The sequence below is a fragment of the Streptomyces sp. NPDC037100 genome (genome assembly GCF_055606225.1).
This window is the reverse complement of the sequence record NZ_JBVJSX010000018.1, coordinates 1-16,226: the sequence shown is the minus strand read 5'-3', so window position 1 is coordinate 16,226 and position 16,226 is coordinate 1. Positions and strand designations below refer to the sequence as shown.

Here is a 16,226-nt window from a genome sequence, read left to right as displayed (position 1 = left end):
CATCCGTGGCGTTTATGCATTCGTTTTCGTGAGTGGTGGGAGCGCACCGTGAACCTGGCCAGCCTGGACCTCAACCTCGTCGTCGCCCTGCGCGCACTGCTGGAGGAGCGCAACGTCACCCTCGCGGGACGGCGGATCGGCCTCAGCCAGCCCGCGATGAGCGCCGCCCTGGCGCGGCTTCGCCGGCACTTCGACGACGAGCTGCTCGCGCGTGTCGGCGGCCACTACGAGCTGACCGCTCTCGGCCAGGTCCTCCTCGACCGCACCCTGGCCACCTGCGACCTGTTGGAACGCCTCTTCTCCAGCCAGGCCCACTTCGACCCGGCCACGGACTCCCGCGAGTTCAACCTCCTGGGCTCCGACTACGCGGTGGCTGTTTTCGGGACCGAACTGGCCCGCGTCGTCCACGCGCAGGCGCCGGGCATCCGCCTGCGGTTCACCCCGCCCCCGGTTGAGGTCTCCGTGGACACCGCCACCATGCTCAGCGCGGCCGACGGCCTGTTCATGCCGCACGGAGTCATCAGCGGTTTCCCGGCCACCGAGCTGTACCAGGACCGCTGGGTCTTCCTGGTCGCGGAGGACAATCCCGAGGTTGGCGAGCGGCTCACCCTGGAGGATCTGGCACGGCTGCCGTGGGTGACCTACCAGCGCACCTACGACGCCCCGGCGGCCAGGCAACTCGGCATGCTCGGCATCGAGCCGAGGACCGAGGTCTCCGTCGCCAGCTTCCACCTGCTGCCGAGCATGGTGGCCGGCACCAACCGGATCGCTCTCGTCCAAGAGCTCCTCGCACAGCGCCTGTGCAGCGCGTTCCGGGTGCGGATCATGGAACCTCCTTACGAAGCCGCGCCGCTGCGCGAGGTGCTGTGGTGGCATCCGGTACACACCCGCGACGCCGCGCACATCTGGCTGCGGGAGACGGCCAAGCGGGTCGCGGCGTCGATCACCGCCAAGAGCAACGACGACCTCGCATTCACAGGGCGGATGAACATATCCGGCGAACCGATCCGGTGAGGGCTTGGCAGGGGGGTGGCTCTGGCACATAGTCGGGGCAGTTGCTGTCGCCCGCCATGCAGGGCGCACATCCCTCCCTCGGGTGCATCGACGCCCCGCGACGTGGCACGGCCACAGGCGGTGGCACGCGCCGACACCCCTGCCCCGCAATGTGGAGCCGCCGCATGCCTGGACCATCCCTTTCCCCGCTGTCCCCCGTGTCCGCCGACACCGCCGTCCCCGAAGCCGAGCAGGCGGGCCGGCTGCGTGCCACGCTGCTCATGGCCGGCAGCTGTCTGCCCATCCTCGGTGCCATCCTGATCGCCCCCGTGCTGCCGAAGATGCAGCACCATTTCCAGGCGGTGCCGGGGGCGAGGGTATTGGTCCCCGTCGTCCTGACCGTCCCCGCGCTGGCACTCGCGCTGCTTGCTCCGTTCGCCGGCGTCGTCGTCGACCGCCTGGGCCGCAAACGCCTCCTGGTGATCTCCACAGTGCTGTTCGCGGTGTTCGGCACGGCCCCGCTCTGGCTGGACTCACTCGAAGCCATCGTGGCCAGCCGCGTCCTGGTGGGCGTCGCCGAGGCCGCGATCATGACCTGCTGCACCACGCTGATCGGCGACTACTACACCGGACGCCGACGCGATCGCTATCTCGCCCTGCAGACCACCTATGGTTGCATCTCCGCGACCGCCTTCTTCGTCCTCGGCGGCGCGGTCGGTTCGGCGGGCTGGCGTGCGCCGTTCTGGATCTACGGCATCGGTCTGCTGCTCGCGCCGCTCATGGCCGCGGCCCTGCCCAAACCCCAGCCACGGGACGGCGCGTCCAGCGACACCACCCGACCCGTGCGGCGGCCGTTCCCCATACGTCGCATGGTGGGACTGTGCGTGCTCACGGTTTTCGGCGCCATGGTCTTCTACACCGTGCCCGTCGAGATGGCGTACCTGCTGGAGGACCTGGGGGTGCGCTCCAGCGGAGTCATGGGACTGGCCGGCGCGCTCGCCAGCGCCGCCTCGGTCACGGGCTCGCTCGCCTCCACCAGGCTGCCCGGAAGCCCCGCGACCAGGCTGCCCGCGGCCTTGGCCCTGTGCGCGGTCGGATTCGGCGTGATGGCCCTGTCCGACAGCCCCGCAGTCATGGTCGTCGGTGCGGTGCTCAACTGCCTTGGTACCGGCGTCACGCTGCCGACGCTGCTCACGATGGCGATGTCCAGGCTGGACTACGCCGACCGTGGTCGCGGCATCGGCCTGTGGACGGGGGCGTTCTTCGGGGGCGAGTTCGTCTGCCCGCTGGTACTGCTCGCCGTGGAGTCCGCTGTAGGCAGCCTCGCGAGCGCGGTCGGTGTTCTGGGCGTCGCCACGGCCCTGCTGGCCGCCGGCCTGCTGCTCGCCCGTCGCCGGCCGGCGGCCGCGCACGCCAACGCGGAGGACAACGCAGCGGAACACGCGGTCACCCCGTGACGTGGCCGCCGGCCTGAAGGAGACCGCGGCCGGACGATGCCGCGACGCGCACCGGGAACCGTGTGCGAACAGATCGGTCGGCGCCACGCCCGTCGGGCTCGCGTCGACCGGCCGAAGGAAAACCCTGAACCAGGAGGTACACCAGTGAGAATCGCCCGTATCGAGACGGACGGCACAGTGCGGGCCGCCGTGGTGTCGCCCGGCGGTGAGGCCGCGCGGATCCTGGCGTCGGAAGTCGGTGTGCTCGACCTGCTCTCGGCGGAACCCCATGAGCGGGAACGGATCGCCGCGCGTGCGACCCAGAACGAGATCCAGCTCTCGCAGGCGCGGCTGCTCGCACCGGTCGACCCGCCCACCGTGCGTGACTTCTCGGTGTTCGAGGCGCACACCGAGGGCGTGCGTCAGTACATCTATCCGGGCTCCACGATCCCCGATGTCTACTACGAGTCGCCGTTCTGCTACTTCTCCAATCCGCACGCCGTCATCGGCCCCGACGCCGAGGTCACGATGCCACCGGGATGCGTCGACCTCGACTTCGAGCTGGAAGTGGCGGCCGTCATCGGCCGCCCGGGCTCGAACCTCGCCCCCGGGGAGGCCGGCGCACACATCGCCGGCTACACGATCCTCAACGACTGGTCGGCCCGCGACCTGGCCGGTTCGGAGCTGCGCCTCGGGCTCGGGCTGTGCAAGGGCAAGGACACCGCCACCACGCTCGGGCCGTGGATCGTCACGGCGGACGAGCTGGAGGGCTACCGCCGCGACGACCGGCTGGACCTCGACATGCGCGCGTGGATCAACGGCCGGGAGCTCGGCCACGACACGCTCGCGAACATGGCCTGGAGCTTCGAGGAACTCGTCTCCTACGCCTCCCGTGGGACCTGGGTGAAGACCGGCGACGTGCTCGGCGGAGGTACGTGCGGCTCTGGCTGTCTGATGGAGCTGTGGGGCCGGTACGGCCGCGACGACTACCCGCCTCTCAAGCCGGGGGACACGGTCACCCTGACCGTCGAGGGAATCGGCACGCTCGCCAACACAGTCGTCCCCGGCCCGGCCCCGATCCCGCTGCCGCCGGCCCGCCGCGGGCGCGTGCGCTCCCGCGCCAAGGTGTGACCCGGGCACCTGCCCGTGCGGGCGATCACCGCCGTGCTCTTCGCCAAGGGCGAGCCGCGGGCCCGGCACGCGGGACGGCTCGGCACCTGACGATCACGCAATACTGAACAGACGGAGACCCTAGAGATGACAACGAGTACGCGGCCCACCGCGGATGGACTCGTAGCCGACCGCCTCGTGATCCGCGAGCTGATCGAGTCCTGGGCGGTGTGGCGCGACGCGCTCGACTGGGACCGTTTCCGCACCGTGTGGCACGAGGACGGGCGGATGGAGGCGACCTGGTGGCAGGGCCCGTTCGAGGACTTCATCCGGATGAGCGTGGAGGGGTTCGAGCGGGGGGTGCGGATCCTGCACTTTCTCGGCGGATCGAGTATCGACGTCAGCGGCGACCGCGCGGTCGCCCAGACCAAGATGACGATCGCGCAGCGGGCCGAAGTAGACGGTGTGCTGTGCGACGTGGTGTGTACCGGTCGCTTTTACGACTTCTTCGAACGCCGGCAGGGCCGGTGGGGGCTGGTGCTGCGCCAGCCGATCTACGAGAAGGACCGCATCGATCCGGTCGATCCGTCAGCGGCACCGCGCCTGGACCCGGAACTCCTGGCCCGGTTCCCGGAAGGGTACCGGCACCTGGCCTACCTGCAGACGAGGATCGGCTACCAGGTCAAGGACGACATGCCGGGCCTGACCGGCCCCCAGGTGGAGCGGCTGTACGGGCAGGGCACGGTGTGGCTCGCCGGCGCAGAAGGAGCACTCCACCGATGAGCAACGAGGTACCCCCCGTTCGATTCAGCCCCGACCTGCTGCTCGACCAGGTGCTGGAGACGTTCGCGGACACGCCCGACGAGCGGCTGCGGGAGATCATCACGGCCGTGGTCCGGCATGTGCACGCGCTCGCGCGTGAGCTCCGGCTCAACACCGAGGAGCGCCGTGCGGCCGTACGGTTCCTGACCGCCGTCGGACAGATGTGTGACGACGTGCGCCAGGAGTTCGAGCTGCTCTCGGACGTACTCGGTCTCTCCAGCCTGGTGGAGACGTCGAGTACCGCTGACGCGACCACGATCCACACGCTGACCGGCCCGTTCTACGCCGCGGGCTCCCCGCACCGGGACTTCGGCGCCACGATGGTCGACCGCGACGACGGCGACCCGTCGGCGATGCTGCGCGGCCGGGTGACCGACGTGGCCGGCAATCCCGTGGCCGGAGCCGTCCTGGACGTCTGGCAGAACGCCTCCAACCGGCTGTACGCGATCCAGGATCCGAAGCAGCCCCAGTTCAACCTGCGCGGCAAGTACACCACCGACGCCGACGGCCGCTACGAGATCCGCACGATCAGGCCGGTGCCCTACACCATCCCCGACGACGGGCCGGTGGGAGCGCTGCTGGAGGCGACGGGCAGGCACCCGTGGCGCGCGGCCCATATCCATCTGCTGGTCACCGCCGACGGCTACCGGCCGCTGACGACCGAGGTGTTCGACGCCGAGAGCGACTACCTCGACTCCGACGCCGTGTTCGGTGTGGCGCCCGAACTGATCATCCGCTTCGAACCCGGGGGTGACGGTTCGACGGTCGCCGTCTTCGACATCGTGCTGGCAGCGGAGGAGCAGGAGTGAAGACGCGTTCGTTCCTCCACCGCGGCCTTCCGGGACGCGTCCGTTTCGGGGCCGGCGCGCTCGGCCTGCTCGGTGAGGAGGCGGCCGAGCTCGGGTTCGAGCGTGCGTTCGTGGTCTGCACTCCCGGCGGCGAAGCGCTGGGGCGCCGGGCGCTCCATGCCCTCGGGCACCGAGCCGCGGGAATCCATCCGCATGCCGTCATGCATGTGCCCGCGCCGGTGGCGCGCGCGGCGGTGGAGGCAGCCGCGGCGGCGGGCGCCGACTCGGTGGTGGCCGTCGGCGGCGGCTCGCCGATCGGTCTGGCCAAGGCGATGGCGCTCGACCTGGGCCTGCCGGTGCTCGCCGTCCCCACCACGTACGCCGGATCGGAGATGACCCCGATCTGGGGCGTGACCGACGACGGCGTCAAGCGCACCGGCCGCGATCCCCGGGTGCAGCCCCGGGCGGTGGTGTACGACCCCGAACTGACGCTGGCGTTGCCACCGGCGGTGTCCGCGGCCAGCGCGATGAACGCGATCGCCCACGCGGTGGAGGCGCTGTACGCGCCGGACCGGTCACCGCTGGTGTCACTGATGGCCGAGGAGGGGATCCGCGCGCTGAGCGGCTCGATCCGCGCCGTGGTCGCGGCTCCGAAGGACCTCGCGGCGCGTGGCGAGGCGCTGTACGGCGCATGGCTGTGCGGTGCGTGTCTGGGATCGGTGGCGATGTCACTGCACCACAAGCTCTGTCACGTGCTCGGCGGGGCCTTCGACCTGCCCCACGCCGAAACCCACACGGTGGTGCTGCCGTACGCGGCCGCCTACAACGCCGCCACCGCCGCTGAGGCGATGGCGCGAGTGGCGCACGCACTCGGCGCCGATGACGGCGTCAGCGCGCCGGTGGCGCTCCAGCAGCTCGCGTGGTCGCTGCCGGTTCCGCGCTCACTGCGCGAGCTGGGCCTGACGGAGGCCGATATCCCGCGGGCGGTCGAGCTGGCGACGCGCGATCCCTACGCCAACCCCGCGGCGATCACCGAGGAGGGAGTCCGAGTGCTGCTGACGTCCGCGCTCCGTGGCGAGCCGTTGTCGGCATCGGCGCGGTGATGAGGCGCCGGGTCGCCCCGCACAGCCCGCTGTGCCTTTGCATGCCGGGCAGCGGTACGCCGCACGGCGTCGGCGTCTTCCCGACGAGCTGCCGGCACCCGCGGCCCGGATCGCCTGATCCGTTTGTCGAAAACCGCCCGCGGCGGGGTCATCGAACGGGACTGGCCGCACGGAATCCGCGCGGCCGGGTCCCCTGCCCGTCGCAGGTCAGGTGACGTTCACTGCAAGTTTCCCCCGGGTCGACCGGTGACGGGCCGGTGGCCTCGCCACCCCGCCTTCGCCCGGGAGCAGCGCAAGAGGACCGTGAACTCCGGCCGCACCAGGGCGATTCCACCAGGGCCCATGTCACCGGTCCGGGCATCGTGCGCACCAGGCCCAGCAGGCTTCGGTGCCTCGCTGCATGCCTGCGTCCGCGACCTCTTCGAGATCTGCGCCCGAGCAGAACGCCCGGCCGGTGTGGCTCACCGCTGCCCGGGTGCGTCCTTGGCGCGCACGGAGGCGGCGGTGGCCCTGCGCGCGGTCGTTTGCCGTCTGCCGGATATGCGCATCGCGGCGGGAGCGACGGGCTCGGAGTCCGATGCTCGGCCTGCTGTCCTGTCGAGCACCGATGAGGGTGGCGGTGCAGCGCCAGTAGGCGCCACACGACGCCGTTGGTGACAGATGGCGTCCCGCCAAGTGGTGTAGGGGATCAAGCTGCCGGAATCCGCAGGTCATCGCCGCGTCGACTCGGCTCGGCGCCGCGAACGGCGCTGACGGCAGGTCAGCCGCGATCGTCGCCTCGGCCGGTCGCTTGTGCTCGCGCGCCCCGCCACGAGCGGTCGGCCAGGTGCTGTGGGCCGCTGCCGGAGAGCCCGCCGTGCGGGGGCGGGACGCCGGGGTATCGCCGGTCACAGCCGGAGGGCGAACCAGGTGGTCTTCCCCTGCTCGTAGGGGCGGACGCCCCAGTCGTCGGCGACGGTGTCGACGGGGATGAGGCCGCGTCCGGACTCCTCGTCCTGGGCGGCCGGCCGTGGCTGGGGCAGATGCGGGCTGCGGTGGCTGATCCCGACGGCGGGCTAGCTCCTGCACCACGGCAGTAGGACGCCGCCCGTCGCCCCGATCGGCGCCCTCCGTTTCGGCCCTTCCCTTGGGAGGAGCCACCCCCGTCCATTGAAGTGCGATCTTGTGGCTTCTCCTGATCGGCCATGAGGTGACGCCCCTTGTGGATGGTCGCGGCCTGGGGGCCGGCGCGAGAAGACGATAGCGGGACCCCTGCGATACATCGGATGTCTTTACGGGTTCATGCGGCGGATCGAGTTGCGCCTGTTCGGCCACCCTCGGGTGGTCCCTCGTTACGGATCAGCAGGTATCCGGGGTGTCAGAAGCATTGACGCTGGACAGGCTCGCACATACCTTCAGCGTCGATGCCGTGAGGGTCCAACGGATGGTGAACAAACCTTTCACATACATGGGGTGTATTTGCAGATCCGTTCCCCCGGTGAGCGTGTCCGGCCACGCGATCCGTCACCCCCCGCCCTCCAACGGAATCCGCCATCATCAAACAACCTGAGGAGAACTGGATGCTGCTCCACAGACATCCGCCCACCGGGCGCAACGGCTGCCTCCGGCAGGCGGCGCCGTGCCGCTCCGCGCGCCTGCGGCGGACGTTTGCCGTGGTGTGTGCGCTCGTCATGGCAATGATGGGGTCCATGCTTGTCGCCGCCCCGGCCCAGGCAGCGACGTCGATCACCCTCGACGGCACCTCGGCCGGGCGTACCTTCGACGGCATCGGCGCCATCAGCGGTGGCGGGGGCAACAGCAGACTGCTGATCGACTACCCGGAGCCGCAGCGCAGCCAGATCCTGGACTACCTCTTCAAGCCCGGCTACGGCGCCAACCTGCAGATCCTCAAGGCGGAGATCGGCGGCGACACCAACTCGACCAGCGGCGCCGAGAAGAGTATCGAGCACACCAGGGGCACGATCAACTGCAACGCCGGATACGAGTTCTGGCTGATGGAGCAGGCGGTGGCCCGCAACCCCGAAATCAAGCTGGCCGCCCTCGCCTGGGGGGCGCCGGGCTGGATCGGCGGCGGCAACTTCTGGTCCACCGACATGATCAACTATCTGGTCTCCTGGCTGGGCTGCGCCAAGTCGCACGGCCTGAAGATCAGTTACCTGGGCGGCTGGAACGAGCGCGGCTACCAGATCGGCTGGTACAAGAATTTGCGCTCGGCGCTCAACCAGGCCGGCTACTCCTCGATCAAGATCGTGGGTTCGGACGACCAGGGCTGGGCGATAGCCGACGACATGCTCAAGGACTCCACGTTCGCCTCCGCCGTGGACGTCATCGGCTCCCACTACCCGTGCGGCTGGGGCACCCCCCAGACCTCCTGCCCGAGCTCCGCCAACGCCAAGGCCACCGGCAAGCCGCTGTGGGCCAGCGAGAACGGCTCACAGGACTACAACAGCGGCGCCGCGGCCATGGCCCGCGCGAACAACCGGGACTACATCGACGGCAGGATGACCGCGACCATCAACTGGCCGGTCATCGCTGCCATGACGCCCAACCTGCCCTACTCGACGATGGGCCTGATGGTCGCCAACCAGCCCTGGTCCGGCTGGTACTCCACGGGCCGGAGCCTGTGGGTGACCGCTCAGACCACCCAGTTCACCTCACCGGGCTGGAAGTACCTCGACAATTCCACCGGCTACATCGGCGGCAGCGCCACCAACGGCAGCTACGTGACGCTGAAGTCCACCAACAACACCGACTACAGCACCGTCATCGAGACCACACAGGCGTCCGCGGCGCAGACGCTCAACTTCACGGTGACCGGCGGACTGTCCACCGGGACCGTCCATGTCTGGTCGACCAACGTCAACTCCACCGACCCCTCGACCGCGATGGTGCGCCTCAACGACATCACCCCCTCCGGGGGCGCCTACTCGCTCACCGTCCAGCCGGGATACGTCTACACCGTCACCACCACGACAGGGCAGGGCAAGGGCACCGCCGTCAGTCCGGCGAAGGGCTCCCTGGCGCTTCCGTACGCCGACTCCTACGAAAGCTACGCCACCGGCACCGAGGCCAAGTACATCCAGGACCAGCAGGGCGCCTACGAGGTCGCCGGCTGCGGCGGCGGACGGGCCGGAAAGTGCGTCCGCCAGATGTCGGCACAGGCGCCCATCACCTGGGCCACCCTGTCGCACCCCTACGCGCTCTTCGGTGACCTGGGCTGGAAGGACTATCAGGTCTCCAGCGACGTACTGCTGGAGAAGGCGGGCTACACGGAGCTCATCGGCCGCGCCACCTGGCAGCACTCCTTCGGTCCGGAGGGCCTGAACGGCTACTACCTGCGGGTCAGCGACACCGGTGCCTGGTCCATTCTGCGCAACAACACCGACAACAACTTCGTGACGCTGGCCAGCGGCACGGTCTCCGCGCTGGGCACCAACTCCTGGCACAAACTGAGGCTGGGCTTCCACGGCGACACGATCACCGCCTGGATCGACGGCGTGAAGGTGGGGTCGGTCAACGACAGCACCTACACCGCGGGACAGGCCGGTTACGGCAACAGCCAGGGAGAGACGGGCCAGTTCGACAACCTGTCGATCGGGTCGACCACGAAGCTCGTCGGCGTCGGCTCCGGCCGCTGCGTGGACGTGCCGGGCTACAACCAGACCAACGGCACTCTGCCGCAGCTGTGGGACTGCCACGGGGGCGAGAACCAGCAGTGGACTCTGACCCCGGCCAAGGAGCTGCGGGTGTTCGGCGACAAGTGCCTGGACGCGAAGGACCATGGCACCTCCAACGGTACCCCCGTGGAGATCTGGTCCTGCAACGGCGGCGGCAACCAGCAGTGGAACCTCAACTCGAACGGCACCATCGTGGGCGTCGAGTCCGGTCTCTGTATCGATGCGATCGACGGGGGCACCGCCAACAACACCAAGCTCCAGCTCTATTCGTGCCACGCCGGTACCAACCAGCAGTGGACGCGGACCTGACCCGAACCAAGCACCAGCCGCTGCCCGCAGCACCGCGGCTTCGACACCTCGGGGGCCGCCTTCGGCCGGCCCCCGAGGCCGGATGCCCATCCCGGTGACGCGGCAGCCGCCCCGTCAGGCAAGACCAGGGTTCCGCCCGGGCCGGCCCCCTCTGGCGGCTCGGGCGGCCCTCCGGCGTGCCGAGTCCTCCGGTGATGCGGAGCCGAACGGCTCCGGCGGGGGCCGTCGGCTTCGTTGGCACCGTGTGACCGATGAGGAGCAGCACGACATGGAAAGAAGGCTCATGAGACGGTGTCGGAACGGGACGGCCACCACGGGAGTAGTGGCTCTCGCCGTCCTGGGGATGTCGCTCGTCCCGGTCGACGTGGCCACGGCCGCCACCGGACCGCAGGACGGCCACGTGTACGCGCTGACCGTGGCGCACAGCGGCAAGAACGCACAGGTCCAGTCGGCCTCGCCGGCCGACGCGGCGGCCGTGGTGCAGAACGCCCCCTCCGGCGACCCGAACCAGCTGTGGCAGGCCGTCGCGCAGGGAGACGGTTCGTTCTCGCTGGTGAACATCAACAGTGGCAAGTGCATGGACGTGTCGGGCGGGTCCACCGCGGCGGACGCGCAGATCATCCAGTGGCCGTGCAGCGGCAACAACAACCAGCGCTGGAACTTCAACGGCTCCGCGATCACGTCCGTCAACAGCGGAATGTGCCTCGACGTCTCCGGCAGCTCGACGGGCGACAACACACCGCTCGTCCAGTGGCCGTGCAGCGGCAACAGGAACCAGCAGTGGAGCCTCACCGAACGCTCCCGGGTCGTGGCCTTCGGCCCCGGCATGACCGCCGGCGGTGACACCTTCTCCGAGCAGACGCTGCGGATGGTCGTCCACACCAGCGTCGCCGGTTCCGGGGTGCGCATCCGTCTGTCCAACCTGCGCAGCACCACTCCGCTGTCCGTAGGTGCCGTCGACGTGGCCGTGCGGTCCGGCGGCGCGGCAGCGGTACCGGGAACGCACCACACCGTGACCTTCGGCAGATCCGGCAGCCCGACCGTCGCCGCCGGGGCGGAACTCACCAGCGACGTCATCCCGATGTCGGTCACCGCAGGGCAGGACCTCCTGGTGAGCGTGTACCTGCGGGGCACGACGGGCGCCTCCACCTTCCATCGTGACGCCTTCCAGACCTCGTACCGGTCGGCGGCCGGCTCCGGAAACCACGCCGGCGAGGACGCCGCCACCAACTTCACCACCTCGATGTGGAGCTGGCACTACCTGTCTGGCGTGGACGTCGTGCCGGCCGCCGTGACCACCGGAACCGTGGTGGCCTTCGGCGACTCCATCACCGACGGATACAACACCACGACCGACGCCAACCGGCGCTGGCCGGACCGCCTGGCTGCCAGGCTGCAGTCGGCGAGCGGCGGTCAGCGGCTGGCTGTCGCCGACGCGGGCATCTCGGGCAACATGGTGCTCCGCGCGACCGGCTGGGATCCCCAGGGACCTGCCGGTGTGAGCCGGTTCGCACACGACGCCCTCGGCCAGCCGGGCGTACGGGACGTGATCTTCATGGAGGGCATCAACGACATCAACGGCACCCCCTCCCTCACCGCCGACCAGCTGATCAGCGGATACCGGAACATCATCGCCCAGGCACACGCCGCCGGCGTGAGGATCATCGGCGGCACCATGCTGCCCCACTCCACGCAGAGCAGTTCCCTGGCCAACATCCGGGTGACAGTGAACAACTGGATCCGCACGAGTGGCGCCTTCGACGCGGTCGTCGACTTCGACGCCGTCATCCGGGACCCCAACAACCCCGCCCGGATGCTTCCGGCTTACGACAGCGGTGACCATCTGCACCCCAACGACGCCGGAATGCAAGCCATGGCCAACGCCGTCGATCTGTCCACGCTGCGGTAGGCGCGATCAGGCCCCGGCCGGCGGACGCACGGAGCCGCCTCCCTTCGGAGGGGGCCCCGAGCCCCGTATCGGCCCGTCTCGGTGAGGGTGAGGGTGTGCCGTCTGACCGGCAGTCCAAAGGGGCAGGAAGCGGGGACCCGAGTCCTTGACCGGGGAGTGGGGGAGCGGCCGCCGAGAGTCTTCGCCGTCGTGGCGGTCCTGCCGACGGCGATGTCGGTGGGCGGCACCGTCCGGTCCTGAGTGACGCCGACCGCTTCGGGATCCGAGTCGAGCAGCGGCCTCGGTCTGTTCCTGACTCCCGCCCGAAATGGCCTGCCGCCATCCGGTCCGTGCGTGGGAGGGGGAGACCGGATGGCGGCAGGGGCGAAGGGGATCGCGAGGTCAGTCGTCGATCGCTCGGATCGGGTCATCGGTCAGACTGGTGGCCAGCCACTGCTCCACGGCCGTGATGTGGACGGTCGCCGCAGCGGCGGCATGCAGGGCGTCGCGTGACTGAAGCGCGCTGAGGATCTGCTCGTGGTCCTCGTGAGCGCTGTTCAGGGCCTGACGGGTCTGGCTGCCGCGGACGATGCGGACACGCTGGGTGCGGGTGGAGAGCACTTGCAGCAGCATCGACAGCACGGGGTTGCCGACCGCCTCGACGATCCTGAGGTGGAAGGCGATGTCGTGGGCGACGAACTCCTCCACGGTGGCGACGGTCCGGGACCGCTTGAGGATGTTGCGCAGTTCCCGGAGATCGTCCGGCTTGAGCAGCGCGGCTGCCAGCCCCGTCGCCTGCGGTTCGAGCAGTCGTCGTACCTGGAGCAACTGCAGAGCCGTGTGGCCCTGGGAGACGTCGGCGGCGAAGGAGAGACTCTCCAGCAGGAGATGGGGCTCCAGACTGGAGACGTACGTGCCGTCGCCCTGCCGGGTGATCAGGATGCGCATGGCCGTCAGCGCCCGGACCGCCTCGCGCAGGGAGTTCCGGGACAGGCCGAGCTGTCCGGCGAGGACCTCCTCCTTGGGGAGCCGGGAGCCGGGCGCGAGTTCGCCGGCGACGATCATCGCCTTGATCTTGTCGATCGCCTCGTCCGTCAGTGCCACCAGGGTGCCTCTCTGAGTCGGGGATGCGCCGGCCGGTGGCTCCGCCGGCCCGAGCCGGGTCGGCGGAGCCCCTTGCGGTACGCGGCTATTCCTGCTTCTCGCCGGAGGCGAACCGGGAGATGATCAGGGCGACGATGATGATGGCGCCGTTCAGGAACTGGTTCCACAGCGCCGGTACGCCCGCCAGGGTCATGACGTTCACGACCAGCTGGAGGGTGAGGACACCCGTGAGGGCGCCGAACACGGAGCCCTTGCCGCCGTTGAGACTGACTCCGCCGATGACGGTCGCGGCGAATACCTGGAAGATCCAGCCGCTGCCCTGGGTGGCGGAGATGGAGCCGTAGTGGCCGCTGTAGAGGATGCCGGCGAACGCGGCGAGGACGCTGCCGAGGATGAGGACGATCCACACGATGCGGTCGACGCGGATGCCCGCGGTACGGGCCGCCTCCGTGTTGCCGCCGATCGCGTACAGCGCCCGGCCGTGCCGGAGCCAGGCCAGTGCACTGCCGCCGAGGGCGAAGAGCAGCGCGCACACCCAGATGGCGGCAGGGACGCCGAGCCAGGACGCCTTGCCCAAGTAGGTGAAGGAGGAGGGCAGTTCGACGATCGACTGGCCCTCGGAGAGGGCGACCTGGAGGCCTCGGAGCATGGTCAGGGCGCCGAGGGTGACGATGAAGCCGTTGAGCCGCAGCTTCAGGATGAGGAACCCGTTGACGGCACCGATCACCACGCCGACCAGCAGACAGAGAGGGATCGCCGTCCACTCGGGAAAGAGACCGAGCCCGCTGAACCGCCCGCCGCTGCTCGGCAGCACGAGCCACACGGCGATGACCGGAGCCACACCGATGGTCGACTCCAGCGACAGATCCATCCGTCCGGCGACCAGGATGAAGGTCGTGGCGAGCACCAGCAGGCTCAGTTCGGTGGACTGCTGGGCCACACCGATGAGGTTGTCGGCGGTCAGAAACGCCGGCGAGACGATGAACCCGATCAGGCCCAGGACGAGGATCGCCGGAACCAGGGACAGTTCACGGAAGCGCCCGAGGTCGACCCGGCGGCGCGTGGTGTCCGCGGCGGCCGGCTCGGCCTTGCTCACTGCGGGCTGGGTGAGATCTGTGGTGGCGGACATGACTACCTTCCGTGCTCGTCTGCGCCGGTTGAGGCGGGTACGGCGGATGCGGGAGACGCGGTGGCGGAGGCCGTGTCGCCGCTGACACCCTCGATGGCGGCGACGACGACCTCGTCCTTCCAGCCGCGGTCGAACTCGGCGACCACGCGCCCGTGGAACATGACGACGACCCGGTCACAGACCTTCAGATCGTCCAGTTCGTCGGAGACGATCAGCGCGGCCTTGCCGCCGTCGGCGACCTGCCGGATGCGGCTCAGGAGGAATTCCTTGGACTTGACGTCCACGCCGTTGGTGGGGCGGATGGCCACCAGGACGTGCGGGTCGGTGGCCAGGGCGCGGGCCACGACGACCTTCTGCTGATTGCCGCCGGAGAGCGCGGAGACGGGGGTGGCGGCTCCCGGGGTCTTGATGTCGAGGTCCCGGATCATGCGCCGGGCGAACGCCTTGGTGCGGGCCGGCAGCACCGTGCCGAACGGGCCGAGCTGGTCGGTGACGGTGAGGGTCGCGTTCTCCGCCACGCTGCGGTTGTTCACCAGCCCCTGGAGGTGGCGGTCCTCGGGGACCAGACCGACCCCGGCGGTGAGCGCGGACGGCACACTGCCGGTGCGTACGCTCCTGCCGCCGACTGTGATCCGGCCGTCCTTGGCGCGGTGCAGACCGGCGATCGCCTCGCCCACCTGCACATTGCCGCTGGCGGTGGCGCCGGCCAGCCCGATGACCTCGCCGGAGCGGACCGACAGGGAGATGTCCTCGCAGACGCCGGGCAGTGTCAGGCCGTCGATCGCCAGCAGTTCCGGGGTATCCGCCCGCGCGACGGGAGGCCGGCCGGCGGTGGCGGCGATCGTGGAGGCCGACTCGCCGGTCATGGCCTCCACCAGCGCCTGGTGGCCGAGTTCGGCGACGGGCGAGGTGAGGATGTGGGCCGCGTCACGGTAGACCGTGACCGTGGTGCACAGGTCGTACACCTCTTGCAGATGATGGGAGATGAAGAGGAAGGCGACGCCCTGACGCCGGAGGTCGAGGAGCTTGTCGAAGAGCCGGTCGATGCCGCGGGCGTCGAGTTTCGCGGTCGGCTCGTCGAGGATGATGAACCGAGCCCCGAACGACAGGGCCCGTGCGATCTCCACGAACTGCCGCTGCTCGACGGTGAGGTCCTTGGCCCGCGCCGTCGCATCGACGGCCACGCCGTACTCGCCGAGCAACTCCTCGGCACGCTTGCGCAGTTGCTTCCAGCGGATGGGTTGCACCGCTGAGGCGCTCTGCCGGTTCAGGAAGAGGTTCTCGGCGACGGTCAGGTCGCCGATGATGGTGGAGCGCTGGTAGACGCAGGCCCCCCGGGAGCGCCAGGCGTCGATGTCGCCGAAGGCGGGCGCCGCCTCGCCGGAAAAGCGCAGGGTTCCGGTGTCGGGCTGCTGGAGGCCGGTGAGGATGGACACGAGCGTCGACTTGCCGGCGCCGTTGCGTCCGACCAGGGCGTGCGCCTCGCCGGGGGCGACGGTGATACGGGCGTCGCGCAGCGCGACGGTCGCGCCGAATCGTTTGCTGATGCCGGTCGCCTCGGCCACAGGGGCCGGAGTGCCGGGGCCGGTCGCCGGGGCGGTCGCGGTGTCCGCCATGGTGGATACCGTCCTTCGTGTACGGAGGCTGGAGCCGAGGGGCGCGGGCGGGTACCCGCGCGGGCGGGGCGGGCGTCGGGGGACGAGGGCTGCGCGTTCCCCGACGCGGCGGGTGGGAGATGCGGGTCGTCAGCCGACGTTGTTGCCCCACAGGGTCTTGTCGTCCACGTTGTCCTTGGTGACCAGCGGGGCGGGCAGCTGGTCCTCCAGGCCGTTGGGGAGTTTGATGATGGTGGAGTCGTGGTCGGTCT

Annotated in this window: 11 protein-coding genes and 1 pseudogene; 8 read left to right on the top strand and 4 right to left on the bottom strand. The window is 69.9% G+C overall.

What is annotated here, in order from left to right; translation table 11 throughout:
- Nucleotides 1-48 precede the first annotated feature (48 nt).
- The 8 genes from ACZ7EG_RS37225 to ACZ7EG_RS37190 all read left to right on the top strand — a co-directional run bounded on the left by ACZ7EG_RS37225 (nt 49) and on the right by ACZ7EG_RS37190 (nt 12,147).
- A complete protein-coding gene (locus ACZ7EG_RS37225; protein WP_471088833.1) occupies nt 49-1,014 on the top strand; it encodes a LysR family transcriptional regulator in 966 nt (321 codons plus the stop codon).
- Between the two features lie 164 nt (nt 1,015-1,178).
- Nucleotides 1,179-2,450 (top strand): MFS transporter, encoded by a 1,272-nt coding sequence (locus tag ACZ7EG_RS37220; protein ID WP_471088831.1) that lies wholly within the window; start codon nt 1,179-1,181, stop codon nt 2,448-2,450.
- 144 nt (nt 2,451-2,594) lie between these two features.
- Nucleotides 2,595-3,560: a fumarylacetoacetate hydrolase family protein gene (locus ACZ7EG_RS37215; RefSeq protein ID WP_471088829.1), complete on the top strand. Its 966-nt coding sequence runs from the start codon at nt 2,595-2,597 to the stop codon at nt 3,558-3,560.
- Between the two features lie 126 nt (nt 3,561-3,686).
- Nucleotides 3,687-4,322, top strand: a complete 636-nt coding sequence (locus ACZ7EG_RS37210; protein ID WP_471088827.1) for a nuclear transport factor 2 family protein — start codon at nt 3,687-3,689, stop codon at nt 4,320-4,322.
- Nucleotides 4,319-5,170, top strand: coding sequence for a dioxygenase family protein (locus ACZ7EG_RS37205; protein ID WP_471088825.1), 852 nt, complete (start codon nt 4,319-4,321; stop codon nt 5,168-5,170). Before ACZ7EG_RS37210 ends, ACZ7EG_RS37205 begins: the two co-directional genes overlap by 4 nt.
- Nucleotides 5,167-6,252 (top strand): maleylacetate reductase, encoded by a 1,086-nt coding sequence (locus tag ACZ7EG_RS37200; protein WP_471088823.1) that lies wholly within the window; start codon nt 5,167-5,169, stop codon nt 6,250-6,252. Before ACZ7EG_RS37205 ends, ACZ7EG_RS37200 begins: the two co-directional genes overlap by 4 nt.
- 1,688 nt (nt 6,253-7,940) lie before the next feature.
- The gene (locus tag ACZ7EG_RS37195; protein ID WP_471088821.1) at nt 7,941-10,238 is read left to right on the top strand and encodes a ricin-type beta-trefoil lectin domain protein; all 2,298 of its coding nucleotides are present in this window, start codon (nt 7,941-7,943) and stop codon (nt 10,236-10,238) included.
- Between the two features lie 322 nt (nt 10,239-10,560).
- Nucleotides 10,561-12,147: an RICIN domain-containing protein gene (locus ACZ7EG_RS37190; RefSeq protein ID WP_471088820.1), complete on the top strand. Its 1,587-nt coding sequence runs from the start codon at nt 10,561-10,563 to the stop codon at nt 12,145-12,147.
- Between the two features lie 381 nt (nt 12,148-12,528).
- Here ACZ7EG_RS37190 and ACZ7EG_RS37185 read toward each other — a convergent pair whose 3' ends face one another.
- The 4 genes and pseudogenes from ACZ7EG_RS37185 to ACZ7EG_RS37170 all read right to left on the bottom strand — a co-directional run.
- Complete coding sequence (locus ACZ7EG_RS37185; RefSeq protein ID WP_471088818.1) at nt 12,529-13,230, bottom strand: FadR/GntR family transcriptional regulator; 702 nt, start codon at nt 13,228-13,230, stop codon at nt 12,529-12,531.
- Nucleotides 13,231-13,315: 85 nt separating this feature from the next.
- On the bottom strand, nt 13,316-14,359 hold the full coding sequence (locus ACZ7EG_RS37180) for an ABC transporter permease (RefSeq protein ID WP_471088816.1): 1,044 nt from the start codon (nt 14,357-14,359) through the stop codon (nt 13,316-13,318).
- Nucleotides 14,360-14,361: 2 nt separating this feature from the next.
- On the bottom strand, nt 14,362-15,975 hold the full coding sequence (locus ACZ7EG_RS37175; protein WP_471088814.1) for a sugar ABC transporter ATP-binding protein: 1,614 nt from the start codon (nt 15,973-15,975) through the stop codon (nt 14,362-14,364).
- 129 nt (nt 15,976-16,104) lie between these two features.
- Nucleotides 16,105-16,226: pseudogene (locus tag ACZ7EG_RS37170) on the bottom strand (sugar ABC transporter substrate-binding protein); the annotation flags it as partial.